This window comes from Brevibacillus invocatus (assembly GCF_003710915.1).
Taxonomy (GTDB): Bacteria; Bacillota; Bacilli; order Brevibacillales; family Brevibacillaceae; genus Brevibacillus; species Brevibacillus invocatus.
Map to the genome: position 1 here is coordinate 1 of NZ_RHHR01000052.1, position 917 is coordinate 917.

Annotated in this window: 1 protein-coding gene; it reads right to left on the reverse strand. The window is 42.6% G+C overall.

Features of this window, described 5'->3' with window-relative positions:
- Window positions 1-200 precede the first annotated feature (200 nt).
- Window positions 201-917 (reverse strand): coiled-coil domain-containing protein (locus tag EDM52_RS22600; RefSeq protein ID WP_122911174.1); only part of this gene is annotated, 717 nt, incomplete at its 5' end.

The window sequence follows — 917 nt, forward strand, 5'->3', positions numbered from 1 at the left end:
TAGCGAATGTGGTTAATCCCCATCTGGAGCAGAGTTTCAATTGATTCATAGACCGTTTCCGGAGCATCATTTACATACAGTGCGTCGGTATTCTCGGGGAGAAAGGGGTACCGCCAACAAAACGCGGATTTTGTACGCTAAGCCCTAATTGACAGAAAATAAGCCGGTATCCTGTACGCTAAGGATTACCGGCTTATTCGTTACTTCTTCTTTTTCAATTCCTCAATCTGCTGCTCATATTCTTTTTCTTGTTGCTTCATTTCTTCCTCGTGTTCCCTTCGAAGCTGTTCAATGCGTTCATAAAGTGCTTGCATCGTAGCCATGGATTCTTCGCTTGTTTTATGGAGCTTGTCCTGGAACTCGGTACGGAGCTGTAACAGTTCGCGTTCTTTTTCAACCTCTTTCTTTTCGACGATGCGTTCCAGTTCAGCTTGATGACGTTCCTCGGCTTGACGAAGGACTTCCTTCCGGATCTCATCCATGTTTTGAATCGTTTCTTTTTCTTTGTTCAGTTCCTCTTGGAGCTTGGCGGTTTGCTGTGTTAACCGGTCAACTTGATCCTTATAAGACTTACTTTCCTCGTATCCTTGACGAAAATCGTTCACAAGACCGGTTAACGTATCGTTTTTCTCTTTGTATTCCTGGATCAATAGCTTGTTATTTTCACTGGATTCTTCCATTTGCCGCACAAGACGCTCAGCTTCATCTTTCATTTGTTTGAATCGATCTACTTCCTCGGCGGCAGCTTGTAGCTGCTTTTTTAAATCACTGATCTCAAACTGACATTCCTCAATCATTAGATTCTTAGATTCCTTCAGTTCCTCGGCTTTACGATGTATCTCTTCTTTTTCAAACGAGGAGCGTTGAATCATGTTCATGACCAATTCATTAATTCGATTGGTATGTAGCTCTAGCTC